At 67.3% G+C, this 23905-nt stretch carries 21 protein-coding genes and 5 pseudogenes; 12 read left to right on the forward strand and 14 right to left on the reverse strand.

Going from position 1 to position 23905, the window contains the following annotated elements:
- Position 1: 1 nt before the first annotated feature.
- From OJJOAM_RS17220 to OJJOAM_RS17245, 6 genes and pseudogenes are all read left to right on the forward strand, one after another.
- A complete protein-coding gene (locus OJJOAM_RS17220; RefSeq protein WP_422650522.1) occupies positions 2–472 on the forward strand; it encodes an aromatic-ring-hydroxylating dioxygenase subunit beta in 471 nt (156 codons plus the stop codon).
- Between the two features lie 14 nt (positions 473–486).
- Positions 487–834, forward strand: a complete 348-nt coding sequence (locus OJJOAM_RS17225) for a non-heme iron oxygenase ferredoxin subunit (RefSeq protein ID WP_422650523.1) — start codon at positions 487–489, stop codon at positions 832–834.
- A gap of 97 nt (positions 835–931) precedes the next feature.
- A complete protein-coding gene (locus tag OJJOAM_RS17230) occupies positions 932–1627 on the forward strand; it encodes a GntR family transcriptional regulator (protein ID WP_422650524.1) in 696 nt (231 codons plus the stop codon).
- A gap of 33 nt (positions 1628–1660) precedes the next feature.
- Positions 1661–2338, forward strand: a complete 678-nt coding sequence (locus tag OJJOAM_RS17235) for a DUF2848 domain-containing protein (protein WP_422650525.1) — start codon at positions 1661–1663, stop codon at positions 2336–2338.
- Positions 2335–3658, forward strand: a pseudogene (locus OJJOAM_RS17240) (amidase). The gene OJJOAM_RS17235 and the pseudogene OJJOAM_RS17240 overlap by 4 nt, the downstream one beginning before the upstream one ends.
- Before the next feature lie 190 nt (positions 3659–3848).
- Positions 3849–5186: an MFS transporter gene (locus OJJOAM_RS17245; RefSeq protein ID WP_422650526.1), complete on the forward strand. Its 1338-nt coding sequence runs from the start codon at positions 3849–3851 to the stop codon at positions 5184–5186.
- Positions 5187–5282: 96 nt separating this feature from the next.
- On the opposite strand, the gene OJJOAM_RS17250 is transcribed toward OJJOAM_RS17245, so the two are convergent.
- Positions 5283–6125, reverse strand: coding sequence for an AraC family transcriptional regulator (locus OJJOAM_RS17250; RefSeq protein WP_422651079.1), 843 nt, complete (start codon positions 6123–6125; stop codon positions 5283–5285).
- A gap of 145 nt (positions 6126–6270) precedes the next feature.
- On the opposite strand from OJJOAM_RS17250, the gene OJJOAM_RS17255 reads away from it, so the two are divergent.
- Complete coding sequence (locus OJJOAM_RS17255; RefSeq protein WP_422651080.1) at positions 6271–6816, forward strand: carboxymuconolactone decarboxylase family protein; 546 nt, start codon at positions 6271–6273, stop codon at positions 6814–6816.
- Between the two features lie 104 nt (positions 6817–6920).
- Positions 6921–7626 (forward strand): annotated as a pseudogene (locus OJJOAM_RS17260) (glutamine amidotransferase).
- 40 nt (positions 7627–7666) lie between these two features.
- Here the strand turns inward: OJJOAM_RS17260 and OJJOAM_RS17265 are convergent.
- Positions 7667–7819: a hypothetical protein gene (locus OJJOAM_RS17265; protein ID WP_422650527.1), complete on the reverse strand. Its 153-nt coding sequence runs from the start codon at positions 7817–7819 to the stop codon at positions 7667–7669.
- Positions 7820–7894: 75 nt separating this feature from the next.
- Entirely contained in the window at positions 7895–8329 is a 435-nt protein-coding gene (locus OJJOAM_RS17270; RefSeq protein WP_422650528.1) for an NUDIX domain-containing protein, read from the reverse strand.
- 216 nt (positions 8330–8545) lie between these two features.
- Between OJJOAM_RS17270 and OJJOAM_RS17275 the strand changes: the two genes are divergently transcribed.
- Together OJJOAM_RS17275 and OJJOAM_RS17280 are read left to right on the forward strand one after the other, a co-directional pair.
- Positions 8546–9910, forward strand: coding sequence for a porin (locus OJJOAM_RS17275; protein WP_422650529.1), 1365 nt, complete (start codon positions 8546–8548; stop codon positions 9908–9910).
- A 383-nt stretch (positions 9911–10293) separates the two neighbouring features.
- Positions 10294–11310: a cation diffusion facilitator family transporter gene (locus tag OJJOAM_RS17280; RefSeq protein ID WP_422650530.1), complete on the forward strand. Its 1017-nt coding sequence runs from the start codon at positions 10294–10296 to the stop codon at positions 11308–11310.
- An 85-nt stretch (positions 11311–11395) separates the two neighbouring features.
- Here the strand turns inward: OJJOAM_RS17280 and flgL are convergent, their stop codons facing one another.
- From flgL to flgB, 11 genes and pseudogenes are all read right to left on the reverse strand, one after another.
- Complete coding sequence (gene flgL / locus OJJOAM_RS17285) at positions 11396–12622, reverse strand: flagellar hook-associated protein FlgL (protein ID WP_422650531.1); 1227 nt, start codon at positions 12620–12622, stop codon at positions 11396–11398.
- Positions 12623–12656: 34 nt separating this feature from the next.
- Positions 12657–14552 (reverse strand): flagellar hook-associated protein FlgK, encoded by a 1896-nt coding sequence (gene flgK / locus OJJOAM_RS17290; protein WP_422650532.1) that lies wholly within the window; start codon positions 14550–14552, stop codon positions 12657–12659.
- 283 nt (positions 14553–14835) lie between these two features.
- The gene (gene flgJ, locus OJJOAM_RS17295) at positions 14836–15843 is read right to left on the reverse strand and encodes a flagellar assembly peptidoglycan hydrolase FlgJ (protein WP_422650533.1); all 1008 of its coding nucleotides are present in this window, start codon (positions 15841–15843) and stop codon (positions 14836–14838) included.
- Between the two features lie 16 nt (positions 15844–15859).
- A pseudogene (locus tag OJJOAM_RS17300) lies at positions 15860–17026 on the reverse strand (flagellar basal body P-ring protein FlgI).
- A 24-nt stretch (positions 17027–17050) separates the two neighbouring features.
- Entirely contained in the window at positions 17051–17740 is a 690-nt protein-coding gene (flgH, locus tag OJJOAM_RS17305) for a flagellar basal body L-ring protein FlgH (RefSeq protein ID WP_422651081.1), read from the reverse strand.
- Between the two features lie 11 nt (positions 17741–17751).
- Positions 17752–18537: a flagellar basal-body rod protein FlgG gene (gene flgG, locus OJJOAM_RS17310; protein WP_023264122.1), complete on the reverse strand. Its 786-nt coding sequence runs from the start codon at positions 18535–18537 to the stop codon at positions 17752–17754.
- An 82-nt stretch (positions 18538–18619) separates the two neighbouring features.
- Complete coding sequence (gene flgF, locus OJJOAM_RS17315) at positions 18620–19363, reverse strand: flagellar basal-body rod protein FlgF (protein ID WP_006579130.1); 744 nt, start codon at positions 19361–19363, stop codon at positions 18620–18622.
- A 74-nt stretch (positions 19364–19437) separates the two neighbouring features.
- Positions 19438–20655, reverse strand: a complete 1218-nt coding sequence (gene flgE, locus OJJOAM_RS17320) for a flagellar hook protein FlgE (RefSeq protein ID WP_422650534.1) — start codon at positions 20653–20655, stop codon at positions 19438–19440.
- Positions 20656–20753: 98 nt separating this feature from the next.
- On the reverse strand, positions 20754–21416 hold the full coding sequence (gene flgD, locus OJJOAM_RS17325) for a flagellar hook assembly protein FlgD (RefSeq protein WP_422650535.1): 663 nt from the start codon (positions 21414–21416) through the stop codon (positions 20754–20756).
- A gap of 43 nt (positions 21417–21459) precedes the next feature.
- On the reverse strand, positions 21460–21867 hold the full coding sequence (flgC, locus tag OJJOAM_RS17330) for a flagellar basal body rod protein FlgC (RefSeq protein WP_006579133.1): 408 nt from the start codon (positions 21865–21867) through the stop codon (positions 21460–21462).
- A 7-nt stretch (positions 21868–21874) separates the two neighbouring features.
- Positions 21875–22283 (reverse strand): annotated as a pseudogene (gene flgB, locus OJJOAM_RS17335) (flagellar basal body rod protein FlgB).
- A gap of 329 nt (positions 22284–22612) precedes the next feature.
- Here flgB and flgA point away from each other — a divergent pair.
- Both flgA and flgM read left to right on the forward strand, forming a co-directional pair.
- Positions 22613–23399 (forward strand): annotated as a pseudogene (flgA, locus tag OJJOAM_RS17340) (flagellar basal body P-ring formation chaperone FlgA).
- A 109-nt stretch (positions 23400–23508) separates the two neighbouring features.
- Positions 23509–23817 carry a flagellar biosynthesis anti-sigma factor FlgM gene (gene flgM / locus OJJOAM_RS17345; RefSeq protein ID WP_149319459.1) on the forward strand — a complete coding sequence of 103 codons (309 nt, stop codon included), beginning with the start codon at positions 23509–23511 and terminating at the stop codon, positions 23815–23817.
- The last annotated feature ends 88 nt before the right edge of the window (positions 23818–23905 follow it).

Raw genomic sequence — 23905 nt, forward strand, 5'->3', positions numbered from 1 at the left:
GATGGAATTCGCCGACTACCACGCGTTGCTGACCTTGTACGCCGATTACGCCAGCGTCGTCGACAACGGCGACTGGGACCGCTGGCCCGATTTCTTCACCGACGACTGTATCTACAAGGTCCAGCCGCGAGAGAACCACGAACGCGGCCTGCCGCTGGCGACGCTGTCGTTCGAAAGCAAGGCCATGCTGCGCGATCGCATCTACGGCATTCGCGAGACGCTGTTCCACGACCCCTATTACCAGCGCCACATCGTCGGCGCGCCGCTGGTGCGCAGCGCCGACGGCGAGCGCATCGTGTCCGAGGCCAATTACGCGGTACTGCGCACCAAACCCGATCAGCTGACCGATGTGCTGAACACCGGCCGCTATCTCGACACCGTCGTGCGCACGCCCGATGGCCTGCGTTTCGCCTCGCGGCTTTGCATATTCGACAGCGAGATGATCCCCAACTCGCTGATCTACCCGATCTGATGCTGGAGAGAACGATGACGGAAAGCTGGACCGAGGCCGCTCCGCTGGCGAGCGTGCCGCAGGACGACGTGATCGCCGTGGATGTGGGCGGGCGCGAGATCGCGCTGTACGGCGTCGATGGCGAGATCTATGCCACCGACAACCTCTGCACGCATGGCCACGCGAGGCTGTGCGACGGCTTTCTCGACGGACACGAGATCGAATGCCCGCTGCATCAGGGCAAGTTCGACGTCCGGACCGGTGCAGCCCTCTGCGCGCCGGTGACGGAGGGCGTTCGCAGCTATCCAGTGCGGATCGAGGAAGGGAAGGTCTTTATCGACCTGGGCCTCCAGCACGCCGCACGGGGGGAACCGCTGGGCTAAGAACGACCCCGCGTAAACCCTGATAAATCCGGCCCTTGTCCTCTGTGAAATATCACACTAGTATCACTCCAACTTCAGAGAGAACGAGAACCGGACCATGGCGACATCCATCCGACTGGTAGGAACCGACGACGACAGTGGCAAGCAGACCGCCTCCCAGACCGGGGCGGCCATGCGCGAACTGGCCTATACGGAAATCAAGCGACGCATCATTTCGTGCGAATTCCGGCCTGGCGAGCCATTGAACGAGGCCCAGGTGGCGACCATGCTCGGGCTGGGCCGCACGCCGGTCCACCAGGCGCTGCATCGGCTGGAGGTCGAAGGGCTGGTGTCCATCATGCCGCGCAAAGGCGTGCTGGTGACCCCGCTGTCGCTGAACGAAGTGCTGGACATGATCGAGGTTCGCGCCACCAACGAGGTGCTGTGCGCCACGCTGGCCTGCGAGCGCGGCCACGACAGCGATTTCAAGGCCATGCGCGACATCGTCGACCGCTCGCCCCCGCTGATCGCCGGTCGTGACATCCCCGCTTTGGCATCGTTGGATCTGAAGTTCCATACGGCGATGTCCGCCGCCTCGCGCAATCGGGTGCTGGCCGAATTGCTGCGCGGCCTGCACGAGAAGCAGGCCCGCTTCTGGTTCCTGTCGCTGTCCGACCCGCAGCATCTCGAGAACGTCTACCAGGAACACCTGGAGATCGTCGACGCGCTGGAGCGCCGGGATGTGCCGGCGGTGCGGGAAGCGGTCCGCACGCATATCGACGAATTCCGGAAGAACATCATCCGGACGCTCTAACCCCCCTCTTTTCCCCAATCAAGGTAGTACGCAATGCCGACACTGCAATTCCAAGTCGCCGGCGGGGGCGAACTCGCCCTCGACATTCAACGCCTGATCGTTGCCGGATGGACCGGGCGCGATCTCGAGGCCGTCCAGCACCATATCGAAGAGCTGCAGGCCATCGGCGTGAAGCCGCCCGCCAGCGTGCCGACCTTCTATCCGCTGGCGGCGTCGCTGCTGACCACGGCCGATGTCATCGAGGTGCCGCGCGACGACTCCTCCGGCGAAATCGAAGTGGTGCTGCTGCAGGCGGACGATGGACTGTACGTCGGCGTCGGCTCGGACCATACCGACCGCAAGGTCGAGGCCTATGACGTGACGGTGTCCAAGCAGATGTGCGACAAGCCGGTCGGCAAGCAGGTCTGGCGCTTCGAGGAAGTGGCCGACCATTGGGACAGCCTCGAGATGCGCTGCTGGCGCGTGCGCGATGGCGAGCGCGCGCTGTACCAGGAAGGCAAGGTCACGCGCCTGCTCGATCCGCGCGAGCTGATCCATCGGCTGACCGGCGAGTCGTCGCTGCCGTCCGGCACGGCGATGTTCTGCGGAACCCAGGCGGTGATCGGCGAGCTGGGCCATGGCGAGGCCTTCGAGGTCGAACTGCATGACCCGGTGCGCAACCGCACGCTGCGCCACGCGTATCGCGTCGAAAGCCTGGCGGTGGCCGAATGAGCGAGTCGACCATTGCGGCGCTGGCGGCCAAGCTGGCCGCCGGACAGACCACCAGTGTCGCGCTGACCGAGCAGGCGCTGGCGCGCATCGACAGCCATCGCCGCGCCGGCGGTGTGGCCTTTATCGAAGTGGACGAGGCCGGCGCGCTCGCCGCTGCGCGCGCTGCCGACCAGGCACGTGCAGCCGGCCTGGTGACCTCCCCCTCTCGCCGGACTGCCGGTGTCCATCAAGGACCTGTTCGATGTGCGCGGACAAGTGACCCGCGCCGGTTCGCGCGTCCTCGACGGCAATGCGCCGGCGACCGCCGATTCGCCCGCCGTGGCGCGCCTGCGCGCTGCCGGTGCGGTGCTGATCGGTCGCACCAACATGAGCGAATTCGCGTTCTCGGGACTGGGCCTGAACCCGCATTACGGCACGCCGCGCACGCCCCTCGACACCGAGCGGATCGCCGGAGGGTCCACCTCCGGCGGCGCGGTCAGCGTGGCGGGCGGCATGGCGGTGGCCGCGCTGGGCACCGATACCGGGGGCTCCATCCGCATTCCGTCGGCGTTCTGCGGCCTGACCGGTTTCAAGCCGACCGCGCGCCGCGTGCCGCTCGATGGCGCCGTCCCGCTGTCGACGTCGCTCGATTCCGCCGGCCCGTTGGCCCGATCGGTTGCCTGCTGCGCGGCCATGGATGCGGTGCTGAGCGGCGAAGCACTGGACGCGCGTCCGGCTTCGCTGGCAGGGCTGCGCCTCTACGTGACCCGCGATTTCGTTTGCGATGGCCTGGAGGCCGAGGTCGCCCAGGCATTCGAGGACATGCTGTCGCGGCTGTCGGCGCAAGGCGCGCGAATCGTGCCGTTCGACTTCCCCGAGCTGCGGCGCTTGCCCGAGATCAACGCGGCCGGCGGCCTGACGGCGGCCGAAGCGTGGGCGCTGCATCGCGACTGGCTAGCTGCACAGGGAAACCGCTACGACCAGCGGGTCGCGCAGCGCATCCGGCGCGGCGAACAACTGAGCGCGGCGGACTACATCACGCTGCTCGCCGAGCGCCGCGCGATGCAGCGCCACGCCACCGAGCGGCTGCGCGATGCCGATGCGTGGCTGATGCCCACCGTCGCGATGCGCCCGCCGCGGCTCGATGCGCTTGACCGTGACGAGGACTTCTTCGCGACCAACGCGCTGGTGCTGCGCAACCCGAGCGTGATCAATTTCCTGGACGGCTGCGCGGTGTCATTGCCGGTCGCATCCGGGATCGGCCTCGGCGTTTGCGGCCTGCATGGCCAGGATGCCCGCGTGCTGCAGGTCGCCGGATCCATCGAGCCGCTGCTGCGCTGATGCGGCCGCCGTCCGCGGTCGGCCCGCAGTAGCGCCGACCGCAGCGGCCCCAGCAGGCGCACGCAGCACGCCGCACGCCGCGGCAGAGAGAAGATCGCGCCGCCACCGCGGCGCCCCCCAGCACAGCGACCGTCCGAGGGCTGCGCCAACGCAGCGCAGCCCCGTCCACCACACCCAAGGAGCAACACCGATGTCTTCCGTGATGAGCGGCGCCGCGGGCGCCTTAGAGAACTTGCAGCCCACCGAGGTGGCGCGGCAATGCGAAGTGGCATATCGCAAGATCGCCGTCCGCCTGATTCCCTTCCTGGTCTTTCTCTTCATCCTTGCCTGGATCGACCGCGTCAACGTCGGCTTCGCCAAGCTGCAGATGCTGCAGGACCTGCAATTCAGCGAGGCGGTGTACGGCTTCGGCGCCGGTATCTTCTTCCTCGGCTATTTCCTCTTCGAGGTGCCCAGCAACCTGCTGCTCGAGAAGATCGGCGCGCGCAAGACGCTGGCCCGCATCACGATCCTGTGGGGGCTGGCGTCGATGGCAATGATCTTCGTCAAGACGCCGATGCAGTTCTACGCGCTGCGCTTCCTGCTCGGCGTGTTCGAGGCGGGCTTCTTCCCCGGCGTCGTGCTGTATCTGACGTACTGGTTTCCGGCGGCGCGGCGCGCGCGCATCAACGGCCTGTTCATGACGTCGTTCGCCATCGCCGGCGTGATCGGCGGCCCGCTGGCGGGCTTCATCATGACGACGATGGATGGCGTCGATGGGCTTGCCAACTGGCAATGGCTGTTTGTGCTCGAAGGCATTCCGTCGGTGCTCGCCGGCATCGCCGTGATGATGTACCTGCCGGAGAAGCCGGCAAACGCGCGCTGGCTGTCCGACGCCGAAAAGCAATTGGTCACGCGCACCATCGAGGCCGAGAACCGCGATCCGGCCAAGCACTCGACGCTGAAGGCCGCGTTCGCCAATTCCCGCGTGTGGATCTGCGCCGCGATCTACTTCTGCGTCGTCAGCGGCAACGCCACCATCGCGTTCTGGTCGCCGTCGATCATCAAGGAGCTGGGCGTGCAGGGCAATCTGCAGATTGGCCTGGTATCGGCCATCCCGTTCATCGCGGGCACCATCGCCATGGTCCTCAACGGCATTCATTCGGACCGCAGCGGCGAACGCCGGATGCACTGCGCGATGGCGACATTGCTGGCGGCCGTCGGCCTGACGCTGACCGGTCTGTGGCTGCACAGCGCCATGCTGGCCCTGGTGGCGCTGACGCTGGCGTCGATCGGCATCCTGGCCGCGTTCCCGGTGTTCTGGTCGCTGCCGTCCGCCTTTCTGGCCGGCACCGCTGCCGCCGGCGGCATCGCGCTGATCAACTCGATCGGCAACCTGGCGGGCTTCGTGGCGCCGTACATGATCGGCTGGTTCAAGACCAATACCGGCCAGCTGTCGTCGGGCCTGTACTTCGTGGCGTTCCTGGAGGCGTGCGCGACCGTGCTGGTGCTGGCCGCCATACGCGGCCGCGCCGCGGTGGTTCGCTGACACCGGGAATTGCGCTCGCCTGCCGAGGCCCCCACAAGGCAACGCGTGGGGGGAACGCGAAAGCCCGCCTCGTCCGTCGATCGATGGCGGCGCTCGCTACACCGACTCCGCCAACCACTTGCGCGGCGACACCCCCATCCGCTGCCGGAACGCCTTCGAGAAAGACGACGCACTGGCAAACCCGAGCTCCGTGGCGATCAGGTTCACCGGTCGCCCGGAGCGCATCATCGATGCGCCGAGGCTGAGCCGCCAGTCGGTCAGATAAGCCGCCGGCGTGGTACCCGTCGCGTCCTTGAACGCCGCGGCAAACGCGCTGCGGGACATGCCCGCGGTCGAGGCCATCCGTGCCAGCGACCAGTCCTCATACGGCGAACGATGCAGCGCGACGAGCGCCTTCGCCAGGCGCGGGTCGGACAGCCCCATGATCAATCCGCTCGTCACACCGACCTCCGCGGGATGGTCAATGATCCAGCGCAGCAGCTGGATCAGCACGACCTCGAACAATCGGTCGGCCAGCACGCGCGAGCCGCAGCGGACGTGATCCGCCTCGGCGAACAGCAGGTCCAGCGCAGGCCGCAGCCCTTCCACCGCATCCAGCGGCACCCGCACCAGCGAAGGCAGCGATTGCACGATCGGGTTGCGTTCGCCGCCGTCGAAATCCAGCGTGGCGCAGGTGAAATCCGAGCCGTCCTCGGGCGGATTGACGAACTGATGGTGCACGGGGCGGGGATAAAGCAGCAGCGTCGGCTCGGCAAGGTGGAAACGCGGCACGTCTGTGTCGCCGGGCCGGTGCCGTACCTCCATCTCGCCACGGCGCAGCACGTGCAGGAAGGCGCGTCCCGGCAGCGGCTCGAAGGTCGATCGCCCGCACAGCTTGCCGGTATGGAACAGCTTGGTGCGGACACGGAACCGGTCCAGCAACGCGGTCAGCCGATCCACCGGATCGGGCGTGGGCTGGGCGAGCGTTTCGGATGGAAGGACAAGTTTCATGGACGTTATTGCACCTCGCGTCCAGCCATTCTACCTACCATGGATTCCGACCGCTCCATTCGGACGGCAGCCATCCACTTCAAGGAGTTACCCCATGTCCCGTGTCCCGCTGATCGATCCCCATCACACCACCGCGGACCGCCAGGCGCTGCTGGCGCAGATCCACGGCGCGTTCGGTGCCACGCCGAACATGTTCAAGGCCGTGGCCAACTCTCCTGCGGCGCTGCAGAGCATGTGGGGCAGCTTCGGCGCACTTGGCGGCGGCGTCATTCCTGCCCGGCTTGGCGAGCAGATCGCCGTGGCGATCGCCAACCGCAATGCCTGCGAATACTGCCTCGCGGCCCACACGGCGCTGGGCCGCAAGGCAGGCGCCAGTGCCGAGGAAATGTCCGCGGCGCAGGGGGGCGAGTCCGCCGATCCTAAGACCGCCGCAGCCCTGCGCTTCGCGTTGAAAGTCGTCGAGGCGCGCGGGCAGGTCAACGATGCCGATGTCCGGGCCGTTCGCGAGGCAGGCTTCAGCGACGAGGAAATCGTCGAGATCCTCGCGCACGTGGCGCTGAATCTGTTCACCAATTACGTCAATGTGGCATTCGCCGTGCCGGTGGATTTTCCGGCGGTGAAGCTGCGCGCCGCGGCGTAAGCGAGCCGGCCATGGCGGCGGGCGGGCCGGAGCATGCATCCCGCCCTGCCGATCGAATTGCCAACCAATATCGCGAATCGTTGGATTGAATGGAGCAGAACCGGATGAATCGCATCGCATTGGCGATCCGCCATGTCGCCTTCGAAGACCTGGGCATCGTTGAACCGCTATTGACCGAACGCGGTTATACGGTCCGCTATCTGGAGGCCGGCGTCGATGCGATCGACAGCGCGACGGTGACGGCTGCGGATCTGTTGGTAGTGCTGGGCGGCCCGATCGGTGTGTACGAGACCGAGCGCTACCCCTTTCTCGCCGCGGAGAAGGACGACATCGCGGCGCGGCTCAGGCAAGACAAGCCGACCCTGGGCATCTGCCTCGGTGCGCAATTGATGGCGGCGGCGTTGGGCGCAACGGTGGCGCCGACGGGCAAGGTCGAAATCGGCTACGGGGCGCTGACGCTGACCGGGGAAGGTAGAGCGTCGCCATTGCGGCATCTCGGCGACATTCCAGTACTCCATTGGCATGGCGACCAGTTCGCGATTCCGGAGGGGGCATCGCGTTTGGCTGAAACGCCTGGATTCCCCCAATCAGGCGTTCGCGCTAGGGCCACGCATTCTCGGCCTGCAATTTCATCTCGAGGCCGATCACCGGCAGATCGAGCGCTGGTTGATCGGCCATGCGCATGAACTGGCGGCGCATCGGCTGGATATCGCTGCCATTCGTGCGGATGCGGCGCGGCATGGCGCGGTACTCGAGCGCGCCGCGCGTGCCGTCATCGGCGAATGGCTCGACGCACTGCGGTTCGGCTAAACACTCGGATGAACCGGAATCGAGACAGGCTGGACCGGCCCTATCTGTCCCGCGTGACGCTGACGCCGGCGTCGACAGTCCCATACATGGTGATGCCGGATTGCCGGTCGCCCGGGGCGCCGGTGCTGCTGCAGCCGGACACCACGCCCAGCAGCAAGACAAGACTCGCGGCACTGAAAAAGACTCTTCGCATGACGGTTCTCAAATCGGTCTGGATCGGGGTTGGACGATATCGGGCCGCGCGAGTTTCCGGGCATGCCATCCCTTGCTACGGATATTGTCCGGCGCCGGCTTCCACCACGGCCTGCGCCCATTGCAAAATCGGCCCGAAGCGCGGCGGCAGCAATTCGAGTGCCGCGGCGAACGACACCCAGCGAAATTCGTGATGCTCGGGCCGCCCGAGCTCCGCGCTGACCGGAAGGCCGACCTGCCCTTCGCGGGACAGGGCAATGTAAAAGCGCGCGACCTTGCCTTTGGCGTACGGCTCGGTCTCCCGATAGTCATCGCCCCAGGGCAATGTCAGCGCCGACAAATCCGTCTCCTCGGCAGTCTCGCGCAGTGCCGTCTCCAACAGCGCCTCACCGGGCTCCGGCCTTCCCTTCGGAAGGTCCCAATTGCGGTACGCGCGCAGGACCAGGCAACGCCATTGGCCTTCGATCCGACGCACCACCACCAGCCCCGCCGAACGGTTCGCGACGGCCATGTCTCCCTCCGCTTCTCGATCCGGTGACTGTACCCGATTGGCCAGATTGCATCGCTGTTCCGGCATGTGGCATCGCGCAGCACAGTGAGCGGAAATGACACACGGCATGCGACGGACAGCGTGGCGGCCGTGCCGGCGCATCGCTGACCGATTCCGCAACAACTGTCCTCGCGCGGCGCATCGGCCGGTCATTGAACGCGGCGTCTCGGGGCGCCCATGCCGAGCCTCCTGTTTCGTTTTGCCGCATCGATCGGCACGGCTGCTTCAAGCGTGCACATCGATGCCTCACCGCGCCACAACCCTTCGATCTGCTCCTCTTCTTCCACTGCTCCGGCACGCCGCTTGCGCAATGCGCCCCGCCGGCAAACCGGCCGCATCAGATCAACAACACAAGAGGAGACATCCATGCAGAAGAAACACGCAACACCGAAACCGGGCCAACCATCCATCCGTTCTGCCTGTGTCATCGGCGCACTTGCCTGCGCCAGCCATGCAGGCGCGGCGGAGTTCCAGGCCGGCGACTGGACGCTGACGGTGGGCGGCAATATCAATGCCTTCTATACGACGAACTCATGCTCGGGCGACAACATCGGCGGCCTCGCGCTTGGCAGCCGCGCGCTCGCTTGCGGCGGCAAGGACAACAGCACGGTGATCGGCAACGGCCTGCTGCCCAGCTATCTGTCCGTCGGCGCGAAGTCGCGCCAGGACGAATACGATGTGGCCGCGCTGATCGGTATCGGGGCGGCAGCCGCGACCGGCGACGCCATCTCGCAGAACAATGTGGTGGACGTGCGTCAGGCCTACCTGACGTTCGGCAATGGCAGCATGGGCACGGTCAAGCTCGGTCGCGACTATGGGCTGTTCGGCTACAACGCGATCATCAACGACATGACGCTGCTCGGCGTCGGTGCCGCAACCCGTGCCACGCAGCGCGGCCGCGTATCGCTCGGTCATATCGGCGCGGGGTACGCCTATGTCGGCACCTATGGTCAGTTCGTCTACACCACGCCGTCCTTCAGCGGCTTGTCCGTCGACGTGGCGGTGATGAGCCCGGTCGACCAGCAGCCCGTGATTGGCGTGCCCGACTACACGGCGAAGAACACGCCGCAGTTCCAGGGCCGCGTCAATTTCGGCACCGACCAGTACAAGCTGTGGCTCGGCGGCAAGTCCCAGCGGCTCGAAGATGCTGCCGGAAGATCGCTGAACATGACGGCAGTGGAAGTCGGCGGCTCCGTGAACGCGGGGCGTTTTGGTCTGCTGGCAAACTTCCAGACCGGCAAGGGCCTGGGCATCCTTTCGGACGCCGACCAGGGCGACGTGCGGAGCTCGGCCTACCTTGTGCAAGGGACCTACAAGGCAACGGACCGAATCAAGCTGGGCCTTGGCTATGGCCAGAGCCGCAACAGCGACAACCCCGGGACCGGCCTCAAGTCCAACGCCAATCTCACTGCGGGCCTGTACTACAGCCTGACCAAGAGCATCACGCTGGTCGCCGAGATCGGCGAGACGCGATCGAAGTCGTTCGACGGGCTGTCGGCAAGACAGCGGGGCGGCGCGTTGGGGGGCATCCTGTTGTTCTGATCGCAGAGCTGTGGCCTGAAGCTGCCGACGTGAAGGCGGATCAGGCGACGACGCGAGCCCACGATATCCGCCCGTCATCCCGGCGCAAGGGACACGGGCGGAGACCGCCGGGCGTGCCGGCGTACGATTTACATCGCGTCAAGAACAATTTACCGGTAGCCAACGGCCTGGAGACGGTCTCTGCCGCTCTGTGCCGCCACGACAAGGGAAGGGACCGATCGGGAACGCGTGTTGCATCACGACGCATGGGCCGCGAATTGAGAACCGCCGCACGACGATCTGCTCGGCTGGCGGGTCGGCATTCGAGACGCCCTGGCGGACAAACACCTTGGCGCAAGGAGCGGCAGCGCCGTCATCGCGAGTGCGGCGCCGCAACGGGCAACATGATCGGATACCAGGATTCCCCCGCACGCAACCCGGCACCGGCGACGGGGGCGGGCAAATCAGCGAAATCGCCCATCGCCATCTATGGAGCGATCGCGGCCAACTCCGCCATTGCCATCACGAAGTTCATCGTGGCCGGCGTCACGGGCAGTTCGGCAATGATCTCGGAGGCCATTCACTCCACGGTCGACACCGGCAATGAGGTCCTGCTGCTGATCGGGATTGCGCGCAGTCGCCGCGCCGCCGATCCCCAGCATCCCTTCGGCTACGGCAAGGAGCTCTACTTCTGGAGCCTGATCGTGGCGGTGCTGATCTTTGGCGTCGGCGGCGGCATCTCGGCGTACGAGGGCGTCCTGCACATGTTGGATCCCGAGCCGTTGCGCGACCCGCACTGGAACTACGTCGTACTCGCCAGCGCCGCGGTATTCGAAGGCATCAGCTTCGGCATTGCGTTGCGCCAGTTCTACCGCGAAAAGGGCGACGTGCCGCTCTGGACCGCCCTGCGCGCGAGCAAGGACCCCACCACCGTCACCGTGCTGGCAGAGGATGCCGCCGCGCTGGCGGGCCTGGCCCTCGCGGCGTTTGGCGTCTACGCCAGCCATCGCTGGAACATGCCCATCCTCGACGGCGCCGCATCCGTGGCGATCGGCGTGCTGCTGGCCGGCGTTGCGACGGTGCTGGTCGTGGAGAGCCGCAGCCTGCTGGTGGGCGAAAGCGTGAACCGGGAGATGGCGCTGGGGATCCAGCGTCTCGCACAGGATGATCCGTGCATCGAGCGCGCCGGCAGGCCGCTGACCATGCATTTTGGTCCCGACGACGTACTGGTCACGCTGGACGTGCAGTTCATCGCCAGCGCCAGCCGCGACGACATAGCGCGTGCGGTGGAGCGCGTCGAGCGGCAGATCCGCGCTCGCTACCCTGCCGTCAGGCGCATCTACATCGAGGCGCGCCTGTTGTCGGCGGCCGCGCAACGCCCCAACGTGCACGGGCCTGAGGGCGGGACGTCCGGCACGTGAGTGGGGCGCAATGAAAAAGGGGCTGGTCTGACGCCAGCCCCACCTGTCGTGCAAGAGGACCACCCCGGAGGGATGGTCCCTGCCCTTACCGCAGATAATTAAACAGATTCATCCCCTGAATCTGCATGAACGACTGCTGCGCCGCCTGCAGCGCGGTCTGGCGCTGGTAGTACTCGGCAATCGCCGACGCATAATCCAGGTCCTGCAACCCCGACAGCGTCTGCTCGTAGTTCAGGTCGCGATTGGCGCCGATGGTGTCGAGCGCATCCAGTTCCTGCATCCGCGAGCCGACCGATGCGCGCACCGTCAGCACGTTGTCGAGCGAGTTGGACATCTTGCGGTTGGCGGTTGCCAGGGCGTTGTCCAGCCGCGCGCGATCGGCTTCGGTGGTCACCGGCTGCTTCAGCGCGTCGATGGCGGCCTTGATGTTGGCGAAGATGTCGGTGCCGGCCTGCTTGGCCGGGGCCAGCGCCATCGAGTCGCCGTTGGCGGGCGCGCCCTTGACGGTGAACGACACACCGCCGAACTGGATCGCATCGCCGGCGACGTACGGCGTCGCGGGCACGATGGCCGTGGGCGGCACGGCGCTGTTGTCGGTGACGGTGTAGCTGGTATTGCCGGCGCCGTCGACCGTGAAGTCGATCGAGAACGCATGGCCGTACAGCGGGTCGGTCGGGTCGGTGACCGACAGCGCGCCGTAGAGCGCCGTGCCGGTGTTGCCGCCGTCGGCGGTCATCACGTAGTCGGCCGAGCCGGCGACGCTGAGGAACACATCGCGGCCGTTGTCGCCGGCGGCCATCTGGCGGGCGACGTCGACCTGCAGCAGCTGCGAACCGGTATCACCGACGTACTGCACGGTGCCGCCATTGGCGGCGAACGGCGGCGTGCCCGACTTGAAGCCGGCAAACAGGTATTGGCCGTTGCCGTCGTCCGCATTGGCCAGGCCCAGCAGCTGCTCGTAGTTGCTCTGCAGTTCCGAGGCGATCGACGCGCGGTCGGCGTTGCTGATGGTGCCGTTGCCGCCGGAGACGATCAGCGTCTGCACGTTCTGGATCGTGGTGATCACGCTTTGCAGCGTCTTTTCCTCGAGCGCCAGGCTGATGTTGGCCTGGGTGCGCGAGGTCGCGTACTGCTCGTTGACGGCCCCGGCCTGCGCCACGCCCAGCGCGCGCGTGGCGGCGATCGGGTCGTCGGACGGGTTCAGCACGCGGCGGCCGGTGCCGAGCTGCTGCTGCACGTGCAGCAGCGAGGACTGCTGGCCGTTCATCGCGGACAGGCCGAGCTGGTAGAACGTGGAAGTGGCGACACGCATGATGGTTTCCTGGTCTCGGTAGGCGGGCGGCCCGTCAGCGGATATTGATGATGGCGTCGAACAGCGACGAGGCGGTCTGGATCACCTGGGCGCTGGCCTGATAGAGCTGCTGGAATCGCAGCAGGTTGACGGTTTCCTCGTCCATGTTGACGCCGGAGACCGACTGCTGGGCGGTACGCACCTGCGTCGTGATGCTGTTCTGCGAGGTCGACGCGATATTGATCGCCTTGGTGCGACTGCCGATGTCGTTGACCAGCTGGGCGTAGGCGTCGTTGAAGCTCGACACGCCGTTGATGGTCTTGGCGGTCTGCAGCTTGGCCAGCACCAGCGCATTGCCGTTGTCGGACGAGCCGCCGACATTGGAGCCGATGGTGAAGCTGTCGCCGACCTTGGGCGCGCCGTCGAAGCTGACCGTCACGCCGTCGAACGTATATTCGACCGCGGTGCCGTTCGGGACCGGGCCGGCGTCCGGCGTCACCGGATTGCCGGCGGCATCGGCAAACGTATAGGCGGTGCCGTCGAAGGTTGCGACGATCTTCGAGGGCGGCACGTTGAAGCCCTGCGCGACGTTGCTGACCTTGGCCGTGCCCGTGCCGACATTGGAGGCGCTGCTTTCGGCGCGCACCGGCGAGGCAGCGGCGACCTTGGCCGGATCGGTGATGACCAGGTCGAACGAGCCGGCGACATTGCGGGTCGGCTGGATCTGGAAGCTGTCGCCGGCGCCCATGGTGCCGCCGACCGTGATGCTCAGGCCGTCGGCCGTGAAGGTCGGGCCGGCGCCGCTGGCGACCACTTCGTTGTCGGACACCCGCACCAGGCTGTAGCTGGTGCCGTCGTACGTCACCGTGTAGTCGCTGGTGGTCAGCGCGGTCGCATCGGCGATCGTGGCGGCCACGGTGCCGGTGCCGGTATTGCGGGTGTTGCCGATCACCGTGGGCGAACCCAGCGCGAACATTTCGCCGCCGATCTGGCCCTTCAGGTCCATGCCGAGGCGGTGCTGCGCGTTGAAGGTCTGGCCGATCGCCAGCGACAGGCGGCCGACCGCGTTCTGCGCGGCGTCGAGCGTCTCGCTGCGGAATTGCATCAGGCCGCCGATGCTGCCGCCGCTGAACAGCGCGTCGTCCATCTCGATCGCGGTACCGTCGGGCAGCGTATAGGCGATGCCCATGCGGGACGGGTCGGCCGACGAACGCACGGCCTTCAGGTCGTACGAGTTGGCGCCGACGACCAGCGGCTGGCCGTTGCCCACGAACACGTTGTAGCTGCCGCCATCCTGCGCGACCACCTTGACGCCGACGACCTTGTTCATCTGCGCGATCACTTCGTCGCGCTGGTCCAGCAGGTCGTTGGGGGGCTGGCCGCCGCTGGCCGCGGTGGCCTTGGCGATCTCGCTGTTCAGCGAGGCGATCTGCTTGGCATAGGCGTTCACCTGCGTGACCGAGCTCTGGATCTCGCCGTTGATGCCTTCCTGCTGGTTCTGGAAGTACGCGGCCGCGGAACGCAGCTGGCCGGCCAGCGACTGGGCGGCGTTCAGCATGTTCTGGCGCACCGCGGTGTCGCCCGGCTTGTCGGCCACGCCCTGCACCGCGGCGAAGAACTTCTGCATCAGCGGCGCGATGCCGCCCTTCTGGTCGGCCAGCAGGCTGTCGATCTGGCTGATCTGCTCGGAGTACGTCGCCAGGTGGGCGCTCGACGTTTCCGCGCTGCGCAGCTGCCCGGTCAGGAATTCGTCGTAGACCCGCATCACCGTGGTGGTGGTCGAGCCCTGGCCGAAGAAGCCCTGGCTGGTGTACTGGCCGCCCGACGAGGCGATGATGGTGTTCTGGCGCGTGTAGCCGGCGGTCGCCGCGTTGCTGACGTTATGGCCGATGGTCGTCAGCGCGTTCTGTGCCGTATTCAGGCCGGACAGGCCGATATTGAAGAGAGACATGCACTAGCCCCGATTCTGTTGGTCGCCATGGCCGCGCGATGCAGTCGCGACCGTGGCGGTGGATGAGGGTGGTAACGGCAGATTGGGCGGCGGACTTTAGGGTGGGGGGGCGATTTATGCGATCAAGGCGGGTGGGGGGTTAGCGAGCGTCCCATGCCCTCCCCCGGGGGCCCGCTCCCCGCCCTCTCCCGCCCTCTCCCACCCCTATCCCCCCAGGCGGGGAAGAGGGAGAAAACCGGACAGCACCGGTGATGTTCCCCGCCGGGCACGGGCAACCGATCCCTTAGACCGGCACCTTCTTCATGATCCGGACCAGCTTGGCGCCGTATTCGGGGTCGGTGGCATAGCCGGCGCGCTGCAGGCCGTGGGCCGCTTCCTCGGCCGAGCCGGCCGATACCACGCCGGCATAGCGCGGGTTGTTGGCCAGCAGCCGCGCGTAGTCGGAGAAGGCTTCCTCGTACGAGCCGTAGGCGCGGAACTTCGCCTTGATCTTCTGCGGCTGGCCGTCGATGTATTCGGTGGTAGTGATCTCGGCGACCGGGCCCTTCCAGTTGGCACCGGCCTTGATGCCGAACACATTGTGGGTGGTGCTGCCGTCCGCATGCGTGATCTCGCGGCGGCCCCAGCCGGACTCGAGCGCGGCCTGGCCGAGGATCAGCCGTGCCGGCACGCCGCTGGCGCGCGACGCGGCCACCGCTGGGCCGGCCATGCGGCTGACGAACGCGCTGATATGGGATGGCGTGTCCTCGGGCATCGCCGCGCCGCCCTGCCACTGCTCCGTCTGCTGCGCTTGATACTGGCGCAGGCCCGCGGTCGGGTTCCAGTTGCCGCCGGGCACCACGGTGCCGGCGCGCGGCACCTGCTCGTCGTCGCCGCCGGCCGCGGCCGTGCTGCGTCCGTCCAGCAGCGGGCCCAGCGTGCCGGCCACATCGTCCATGCGGCTGGCGGCCGTGGCCTCCGGCGGCAGCGGCTTGCCGCTGGCACGCGCCAGCTGGCGCGCCATCACCTCGGCCAGGCCAATGCCCTTGGACGACAGGTGCTGGGCCAGCTGCTGGTCCAGCATCGACATATAGAGCTTGGTCTGCTCGTTGTCGAACAGCCCGTCCTGCGGCGTCGCCTCGCGCATGCTCTTGAGCACCATCTGCGTGAAGACGGCCTCGAACTGCCTGGCGGCCGCCTTCAGCGTGTCGGCGCTGCCGCCCCGCGCGCTCTGCTTCAGCGCCTCGAATCCCTGCGTGTCGAGCGCGAAGCGCTGCGACAGGTCGGCTTGAGCGTGGATCGGTTGGCTCATGCGATGGCCCGTGCGATCAGATGATTTCGAGCTCGGCGCGCAGCGCTCCCGCCGCCCGCATCGCTTCCAGGATGGTCTGCAGATCGGCCGGCGTCGCGCCCAGCGAGTTCAGGCCGCGCACCACCGCCGACAGCGAGGCCCCGGCGCGCACCAGCTGCAGCGAGCCGCCGTCGCGCTTCAGGTTGATCTCGGAGACCGGCGCCACCACGGTTTCGCCGCCGCTGAACGGCGCCGGCTGGCTGATCACCGGCTGCGTATTGATGACCACCGACAGGTTGCCGTGCGCGATCGCGCAGTCCTGCACGGTGACGTCCTGGTTCATCACGATCGAGCCGGTGCGGGCGTTCAGGATGACCTTGGCCGCGGCACGGGCCGGCGTGACGTCGATGTTCTCGATGCGCGCCAGCATCGCCACGCGCTGCGACGAGGCCTGCGGCACGCGCACCTGCACCACGCGCGCGTCGAGCGCGCTGGCCCACGCCGCCGCCCAGATTGCGGTTGATCGCCTCGACCACGCGCTCGGCGGTGCCGTAGTCCGCGCTCTTGAGCTCGAGCGTCAGCATGCCGTTGTCCGACTGGAACGCCGGTACCGCGCGTTCGACGATGGCGCCGTTGGCGATGCGGCCGACCGCCAGCTGGTTGATCTGCACCTTGCTGCCGTTGGCGGACGCGCCCGCGCCGCCGACCAGCAGATTGCCCTGCGCGATCGCATAGACCTGGCCGTCGGCGCCCTTGAGCGGCGTCATCAACAGCGTGCCGCCGCGCAGGCTCTTGGCATTGCCCATCGACGACACCACGATGTCGAGCTGGCTGCCCGGCTGCGCGAACGGCGGCAGCGTCGCGGTGACCATCACCGCGGCCACGTTCTTGAGCTGCATGTTGCGGCCGGCCGGCAGGGTGATGCCCAGCTGCGACAGCATGTTGGTCAGGCTCTGCGTGGTGAACGGCGTCTGCATGGTCTGGTCGCCGGTATTGTCCAGACCGACCACCAGGCCGTAGCCGACCAGCGGGTTGTCGCGCACGCCCTGGATGGTGGCCAGGTTCTTCAGGCGCTCGGCATGGGCCGTGCCTGTCGGCAGCAGCAGGCCAAGCGCGAGCGCAAGCGCCAGGGCGAGCAGCGGCAGGAAGCCCGGCGTGGAGACGCCGGGACGGCTAGAGCGGCGGCAACCGCGGAGGCAAACAGCCAGGCGCAAAGACATGACGCGATTCAGAACGGTGAAACGTTGAGGAAGAAGCGCTGCAGCCAACCCATGTTCTGCGCTTCGTCGATATAGCCTTTGGCGGTGTATTCGATGCGCGCGTCGGCCACCTGGGTCGACGGCACCGCGTTGTCGCCGGTGATCGTGCGCGGATTGACCACGCCCGAGAAGCGGATGAATTCCGCGCCCTGGTTGATCGCCATCTGCTTCTCGCCGGAGACCACCAGGTTGCCGTTGGCCAGCACCTCGATCACGGTGACCGTGATGGTGCCGTTGAAAGTATTGGCCGCGCTGGAGCCGCCGCTGGAGCGGATCCCGTTCTCGCCGCTCATGTTGGCGTTCTGGCTGGCGCCGAACAGGCCGCCGAGCGCGCGCGGCACCGCGTCGAAGGCCAGCGCCGCGTTGCTGGTGCGCGAGGCGTTGGTGCCCGAGTTCTTCGACGCGTTGACGTTCTCGCTGATCACGATGGTCAGGATGTCGCCGACGTTGCGCGGGCGGCGATCCTCGAACAGCGGGTTGCCGGCGTAGGAGTTCTGGTAGATCGAGCCGGTCGGCGCGATCGTCGGCCGCTGCTCGGCCCGGGCCGTGGTCGGCATCTGCACCAGCGGCTCGCGCGGGATCAGCGCGCAGCCGGTGGCCAGCAGGGGCCCGAGAATGCAGGCCAGACGGCAGGCCGACCGGCCCAGACGGAACAGCATGGCGTTCATGTTCAACCCAGCTGAGTCAGGCGTTGCAGCATCTGGTCGGACGTCTGTACGGCCTTGCTGTTGATTTCGTAGGCGCGCTGGGTCTGGATCATGCTGACCAGCTCCTCGACCACGTTGACGTTCGACGCTTCGACGTAGTTCTGCTGCAGAATGCCGGCGCCGTTCAGGCCGGGCACGGTGGGGTTCGGCGCGCCCGACGCGTCGGTCTGCACGTACAGGTTCTCGCCCAGGCTTTCCAGACCGGTCGGGTTCATGAAGGTGGCCAGTTGCAGCTGGCCGACCTGCACGTTGTTGGCATTGCCCGGCTGCGTCACCGACACGGTGCCGTCGCGGGCGATCGTCAGCGAGGTCGAGTTGGCCGGGATGGCGATGGCCGGCTCGATCACGAAGCCGCTGGCGGTCACCAGCTGGCCGTTCTGATCGACCTGGAACGAGCCGTCGCGGGTGTACGCGGTGGTGCCGTCCGGCAGCGTGACCTGGAAGAAGCCCTGGCCGATGATGGCCACGTCCTTGGCATTGCCGGTCTGCTGCGGGTTGCCCTGCGTGTGGATGCGCTCGGTGGCGACCGGACGCACACCGGTACCGAGCTGCAGGCCCGACGGCAGCGTGGTCTGGTCGGACGACAGCGCGCCCGGCTGGCGGATGGTCTGGTACATCAGTTCCTCGAACACCGCGCGGCTGCGCTTGAAGCCCGTGGTCGACACGTTGGCCAGGTTGTTCGAGATCACGTCCATCTGCGTCTGCTGCGCATCGAGGCCGGTCTTCGCAATCCAGAGAGAGCGGTTCATGGTGTTCCTTGGTGGCGGGCACGCGCGGCGGCGTGCCCTGTCGATTCATTGGTGGGCGCCTGGGGGCGCTCAGGGTCGGCGATCAGCGGTTCGACAGCAGCGCATTGGCGCGCTGCTCGTTGGCGTCGGCGCCCTGGATCATCTTGATCTGCATCTCGAAGCGGCGCGCGTTGGCGATCATGTCGACCATCGCCTCGACCGGATTGACGTTGCTGCCTTCCAGCGCGCCGGCGATCACGCGCACGGTCTGGTCAGTCTCCAGCGGCGCGGCGCCGGGCCGCAGCCGGAACAGGCCGTCGTCGCCGCGGGCGATCGCATCGGGCGGCGGATTGACCAGCCGCAGCCGGCCCACCTGCGCGAGGCCATTGGCGGTCTCGCCGGGGCCTCGCGCGGTGATGGTGCCGTCGTTGCCGATCGTCACCGTCGAGCCGGGCGGCACCGCGATCGGGCCGCCGTCGCCGAGCACCTGCAGGCCGTTCGAGGTCAGCAGCTGGCCGTCCGGGCCCACCTGCAGCGAGCCGGCACGGGTATAACCCTCCGCGCCGTCGCGCCCCTGCACCGCCAGCCAGCCGTTGCCCTTGATCGCGATATCGAGCGGACGCTCGGTATAGGTCAGGGGTCCGGCCTTCATGTCTGCGCCCGGCGTGCTGGCCAGCGTGAAGGCGCGGGTGGGCGTTTCCTGCCCGACCACCGGCACCGCGCGGAACATGTTGACCTGCGCGCGAAAGCCCGTGGTCGACACGTTGGCCAGGTTGTTGGCCACCGCGGCCTGCTGGTCCAGCGTCTGTTTGGCGCCCGACAGGGCGGTGTAGATCAGGCGATCCATCTGCGATTCCTATCCAATGCTTGCGGCCACTGCTGCGGCTTTCCGTTGTTGCCCGGTGATGCCGATCATGCCGATCAGATGTTGACCAGCGTCTGCAGCACCTGGTCCTGCGCCTGGATGGTCTGGGCGTTGGCCTGGTAGTTGCGCTGGGCAATGATCAGGTTGACCAGCTGGCCGGACAGGTCGACGTTCGAGGCTTCCACCGCGTTCGATTGCAGCTGGCCCATGCTGCCGCCCGGCGAGCCGAGCAGCGGCTGGCCCGAGGCGCCGGTGGCGCTCCAGACGTTGTCGCCTTCCGGCTTGAGGCCTTCGAGGTTGCCGAACGTAGCCATCACGACCTGGCCCAGCGCCTGGGTTTCCTCGTTCGAGTAGCTGCCCAGGATGGTGCCGTCGGCTTCGATCGAGAAGCCCAGCAGCGCGCCCGTGGTATAGCCGTTCTGCACGATCGACTTCGGATCGTTGTCGTCGCCGAACTGCGTGGTGCCAGCCAGATCCAGCTGGATGTTCATCGCGGCGGCGCCGCCGGCGGCGGGCACCGTCACCGGAATCGTCGCGCCCGGCGCCGGCGTGACCAGCGCGCCGTTCAGGTCGAAGCGCATCGCGTTCGGCCCCGACAGCTGCGCGCCGGTGGCGTCGGTCACGTAGACCTGCCAGTCGGTGCCGGTCGCGTCGGTGGCGCCCTTGCGGAAGTAGGCGGTGACCTGCTGCGCGTTGCCCAGCGAGTCGAACACTTCGATGGTGCTGCTGTAGTTGAACATCGCGGCGGCCGGCGGGTTGCCGGCCGAGGTGGCGAACGGCACGGTGGGCGCGGTGCCGCGCGAGTCCAGGTTGTATTGCGCGGTGATGCGGTCGGTGGCCTTCGGCGGCATCTGGGCGTTCGACACCACCAGCGGTTGCGGCTGCACGCCGCCGCCCGGCTGCACGCCGGCGGGGTAGCCGGTCAGCTGCAGGCCCTGCGCATTGGTGATGCGCCCGTCGTCGGTGCGCAGGAACTGGCCGTTGCGCGAGAAGAAGACCGAGCCGTCGGTGCCGACCATGCGGAAGAAGCCGTTGCCGCCGGTGATGGCCACGTCAAGCGAGCGGCCGCTCGCCTCGATATTGCCCTGCGTGAACGACTGCACCACCGAGTTCACGCGCGTGCCCAGGCCGACCTTCGAGCCGGCGTACACGTCGGCGAACTGCGCGGTCGATTGCTTGAAGCCGACGGTGTTCGCGTTGGCGATGTTGTTGCCGATCACGTCCAGATTCTGTGCCGCGGCATTGATGCCGCTGACTCCTTGACCGAAACCCATGATTTCCCCCTTGTTACGCGTCGTACGAAGTTGCCCGCGCCGGCGCCGATGGCACCGCCGCGCTGGCGTTCTGTTGAATACCGATTACCGATTACCGATTAAAGAATCTTGCGGACGTCGTCGACCAGCGCGGTATGGCCGCCGCCGATGTCGACCAGCACGCCGTTGGCGTCGCCGCTGATGGCCTGCACCTTGCCGTAGACCAGCGCCACCGGCTCCACGCTCTTGCCATCCGCGGTCGCGTTGACCTTGAACGTGTATTCGCCGTCCGGCACGGTGCCGCCGGCGTTGTTCTTGCCGTCCCAGCTCACGTCGTGCACGCCGGCGGTCTGGCCCTTCAGGTCGATGGTGCGCACCACGTTGCCGTCCTTGTCGAGCACGTCGACGGTGACCGCGTCGGCGGTGGCCGGCAGGTCGATGCCGAACTGGCTCGGCTTGCCGCCGGAAACCGCGACTTCCTTGCCCGGCACCATCACCGTGCGGCCGATCAGCGCGGCCGAGTCCATCGCGCGGCCGGCGCTGACCTGGGCCAGCAGCTGGCCCAGCGTCGCATTCATCGTCTGCATGCTGCTGACCGTGCTGATCTGCGCGAGCTGCGAGGTCAGCTGCGAGTTGTCCATCGGCTTGAGCGGATCCTGGTTGTTCATCTGCGTGACGAGCATCTTCAGGAAGTTGTTCTGCAGGTCGGCGGCGCTGGACGCGCTGTTGGCCAGCTGATTCGACGCGCTGTTGTTGTTGCTGACGGGTGGCGTGGTGGTCATCGTTGGTCCCGTTGGTCCGGTTGGTCCCGTTGATATGGCGGAATCACTGACCGATGGTCAGCGTCTTGAGCATCATGTTCTTGGCGGAGTTCAACACCTCGACGTTGGCCTGGTAGGACCGCGACGCCGAGATCATGTTGACCATCTCCTCCACCGGATTGACGTTGGGCATGACCACATAGCCGTCGGCGTTGGCCAGCGGATGGGTGGGGTTGTGCACCATGCGGGGCGGCGACGGGTCTTCCATCACGCCGCGCACCTGCACGCCGCCGATGTCGGCCTGGCCGGGCGTCGGCGCGAGGCCGAACACGACCTGCTTGGCGCGATACGGCTGGCCGTTGGGCGCGACCGCGCTGTCCGCGTTGGCCAGGTTCGAGGCCGTGACGTTCATGCGCTGCGACTGCGCGGCCATCGCCGAGCCCGTCACGTCGAAAATATTCATTGCCGGCATGGTTTCCTCACGACTGGATGGCGGCCAACATGCCCTTGATCTTCGAATTCATCACCGTCAGGCCGAACTCGTACTTGACCGAGTTGTCGGCGAAGGCCACCCGCTCGGTGTCCATTTCGACGGTGTTGCCGTCGATGCTCGATTGCATCGGAATGCGGTACGCCAGCTCGAACTCGCTGGCGACCGAGGCCTGCCCCGGCAGATGACGCGTCGACGTGGTCGAAAGCGACACGCCGTTGGCCTGGCGCCCCCCGCTCGACCGATTCGGACAGCTGGCTGGCAAAGTCGAAGTCGCGGGCCTTGAAGCCCGGCGTATCGGCATTGGCGATATTGGCGGCGATTACCGATTGCCGCTGATTGCGCAAGTTCAACGCTTCCTGCTGGAAACGGAACGACGCATCTAGTCTGTCGATCATGTCCGTATCTCGCTATCTCTCGCTATCGAGGAACGTGTGACGAAACCACGCGCCCCTGCGTCGGCAAAGGCGTGAGGGCGGCCGGGACTGGACCCGGCCTTCTTTACGGGTGCCATCTTAGGTGCCGGGTGGCCAGTGCAATCGGATGAATAGGACGGGGAAATCTGCGCATTTCGGGCGGAGGTCGCGCGGGCCGCTGCCTACAATGGGGTCTCGTTGCCGGGTTCGTCGCCTCTACGCGCGCCCCTACACGCGCGACAAGCGCTACATCGCGCGCCCGCGCCCGGCCTCCCCATTTGGTTTTACGCTCCGCCCGCTGGGATCACGCCATGCCTTGTTCGCTCCGCTGCCCGCCCCGTCGCTCGCGCCGATCGGCACCGGCCCGCCTCGCCTTGCTGGCGCTGTGCGCTGCGCTGCCATGCACCGCCGCGCTCGCGGGCAACGCCACGACGACGCCCGTGCCGTCCTCCCCGCCGCAGGCCGCGCAGCCGTCGCCGTTTACCGACGACCCGGTGCGCGTCGCGGTCGAGCAGTTCCTGCTGCGCGAGACCGCCGGGCTGCCGGGCAAGGCCAGCATCCAGCTGGTGCCGCCGTCGGGCGGACGCGCGCGCGAATGCGTGTCGCCGCAGCCGTTCCTGCCGGGCGGCGCGGCGGCCTGGGGCCGCGTCTCGGTCGGCGTACGCTGCGGCGGCGAGCGGCCGTGGACGCGCTACGTCCAGGCGCGCGTGTCGGTGGTGGCCGATTACTATGTCGCCGCGCATGCGCTGGCCCCCCGGCCAGCCGATCGGCCCGGCCGACCTGGAACAGCGCCAGGGCGATCTGGCCGGGCTGCCGCGCGCGGTCGTCACCGACCCGGCCCAGCTCGAGGGCGCCGTCACGGCCAACCGGATCGCCGCCGGCTCGCCGCTGCGGATGGACATGGTCAGGAAGGCGATCGCGGTCAAGCAGGGCCAGATGGTCGCGGTGACCATCGAGGGCGAGGCCTTCCAGATCCGCAGCGAGGGCAAGATCCTGGCCGACGCCGCCGCCGGCAATACCGTGCAGGTGCGGCTCAAGAGCGGTCAGGTGGTCAACGGGCTGGTCCGGGACGCGGACACGGTGGTGCTGCAGCAATAGCCCCGAAGCCCCCGAAGCCCCCCGACTTCGTTACAGCGTGTCACAATTCGCGTCCTAAAGTTTGGCGGCCCCGCGCCGTTAAGCTGAGCAAACCCAGCAAGGACATCCCGTGAAGATCCACCAATCGACTCTGCCGCGCACCGGCGAAGGTGCCGCTGAAAGCACTGGACGCACCGCGTCGAGCCCCGTCGCGGGCGCCGCACCGGCTGCGGGCGGCCTGACCATGAGCCCCCTGGGCACGCAGGTTCGCGATATCGGCACGCGACTCGCCCATGAGGCCGACGGCGATATCGACCAGGCCAAGGTGGACGAGATCCGCCAGGCCATCGCCGAAGGGCGCCTGAAGATGGACCCGAGCAAGATCGCCGACGGTCTGCTGGCCACGCTGCGCGAACTGACGCAGGACAACGGCCGCTGATCGCGCATCGATTTCGCCTCGATCCGCGTTGACGCCAACATCCGCGCCGCCCGGCCCACCGCTTCCCCACCGACTTCCTTCGACTTCG

The sequence above is a fragment of the Cupriavidus sp. H18C1 genome, from assembly GCF_049311595.1.
Classification (GTDB): Bacteria; Pseudomonadota; Gammaproteobacteria; order Burkholderiales; family Burkholderiaceae; genus Cupriavidus; species Cupriavidus cauae.